Source organism: Pseudomonas sp. NPDC087614, from assembly GCF_044743485.1.
GTDB classification, from domain to species: domain Bacteria; phylum Pseudomonadota; class Gammaproteobacteria; order Pseudomonadales; family Pseudomonadaceae; genus Aquipseudomonas; species Aquipseudomonas baetica_A.
Genome location: NZ_JBIUWN010000184.1, coordinates 1 through 1,699, shown reverse-complemented (window position 1 = coordinate 1,699; position 1,699 = coordinate 1). Strand labels below are relative to the sequence as shown.

Sequence of the window (1,699 nt, the reverse complement as noted above, 5' to 3'; positions counted from 1 at the left end):
GGGCACTGTGATGTTGAACCCGGATCGGCAGCAGCAGACCGAGAAAAGAGCGGCATAGTTAGACGGCGACGCGACAACAACCTTGAAAAACGCCGCCACAGTGGGTTTTTTGATAATTTGCACCCGGATTTTGCAGTGGAAGTGGTGAGCACTTATGCTGACGGTTCAAGGCAGATGAAATTCGTAACTCAGTTCGAGGACGGTGCTCTTTCTAATATAAAAAAGAGTACGCTGTTTCCGGAGAGTTGGACTGATGCGCAAACAATTAACGCCGTCAAGCTTGTTGGGGGTGCCAAGCCGGTGGCAACAAGGACTTCGGATGGAGCGTCTCTCTATCAATCCACGGTCAATGGCGTTAAGGTTGAGGTTGTTAAAGTGGGTGATAATGTGACGGCAGGTTATCCTTGTGGCGCAGGTTGTGCTTCGGCACAAAATTTTATGGGGCAATAATATGTATAAGAAATATGATGAGTTGATTGGTCGGTTTGCGATAGATGAATTTCCAATCGATTATTGGTCCGATGTCGCAATTGTTGAAGCTTCAGATATGTTGGACGATTTTTCCGAAGATGACTGGTCGATTCTTTTGTCGTCTGTAAGAGATAAGAGCGAGTGCTGGGTTTTACGCATGTGTGAATCAATGGGAGACGTTGCTGAAGAGCGGGCGCTTTATGTGTTGCTTGAGGTAATGTCTCGCGAAAGTGAGGAAGTAACGTGTGCGGCATTGGATGCCATTAGGTCCATGGTTAGCCTCGGTTTGGATGTGTCAAAGTATTCAGTTCCGATTAACGTTGCTATTGAAAGTGCAAAAATGACGAAAAGTAATGTGGGGCTGTTATCTGTGCTGGATCTGGAAAAAATGCTTTTGAAGAGGTGGTTTTTTGGGTGGTAAATGGGGACAGACCCTGAGGGATCCCTACTGTCGATAACCCTCAAGGAGCATTTTTAGTAAGGGGGGACGAAATTGCAGGCATGACACCTGAACAGATTCAACAGCATTTGGCATTGCCGAAAGTCCCAACGCAGGTTGCGGAAGTTTCTGTTCCTCCGGGGACTAATATGCAAGTAGGGCGCGTGGCGGCTCAGCCGCAATTTGGAGCAAGCAGTAAAGGTGGAGTTCAGTATCAGTTGCTGAGTAAGATACCAGATGAAAGTTTTGGAGTTTCAAGGAGCTTGCGATGAATAGAGTTATCGGACTGGACTCAATTTCAAAAGCCATCCCCGTTTCGGACTTGCGAAGTGTTGTACTGCTTGATCGCCTGGGTCAGGAAGCGTTGTATGGTTTGATGGAGTGCGCGAGAAATGTTTTTTTGATTGATGGCGCGGGAAGCGTCGTTTGGCAGGTGAGTTCTGATTTTGATTCTGATGGGGACCCATTTACCAATATTTTCATGGAAGGAGGGCAGCTTAAAGCTTATAGATGGGATGGTGGTAGCTATAGTGTTGATGTCCAAACAGGCAGAGCAGTTCCGGATCAGCTATTGAAATGACCTGCCCTTGTACATCATTTTCCGGTCCGGTCCGGTCCGGTCCGGTCCGGTCCGGTCCGGTCGCGAGGGCGAAGAGATTAGAAAAAAATTCTAATGGTAAATGGGGGGCAGACCCTGAGGGATCCCCACAAATCTACTCCAGGCTCTGCGCCTGATGATGCACCTCATCGCGCAGAGCTTTCTCCAATTTTTCCCAGTCTCCGCTGCCT

General features: G+C 48.1%; 3 protein-coding genes. All 3 read left to right on the top strand.

Going from position 1 to position 1,699, the window contains the following annotated elements:
- The coding region (locus tag ACIOWA_RS27960; RefSeq protein ID WP_401162931.1) for an EndoU domain-containing protein at positions 1 to 450 on the top strand (450 nt) is incomplete at its 5' end.
- Position 451: 1 nt separating this feature from the next.
- Positions 452 to 892, top strand: a complete 441-nt coding sequence (locus ACIOWA_RS27955) for a hypothetical protein (RefSeq protein WP_401162930.1) — start codon at positions 452 to 454, stop codon at positions 890 to 892.
- A gap of 286 nt (positions 893 to 1,178) precedes the next feature.
- Positions 1,179 to 1,490, top strand: a complete 312-nt coding sequence (locus ACIOWA_RS27950; RefSeq protein ID WP_401162929.1) for a hypothetical protein — start codon at positions 1,179 to 1,181, stop codon at positions 1,488 to 1,490.
- Positions 1,491 to 1,699 lie beyond the last annotated feature (209 nt).

Excerpts from the sequence above, each read along its gene's own strand:
- ACIOWA_RS27950 (WP_401162929.1), top strand. The coding sequence starts at position 1,179 with ATGAATAGAGTTATCGGACTGGACTCAATTTCAAAAGCCATCCCCGTT.
- ACIOWA_RS27955 (WP_401162930.1), top strand. The coding sequence starts at position 452 with ATGTATAAGAAATATGATGAGTTGATTGGTCGGTTTGCGATAGATGAA.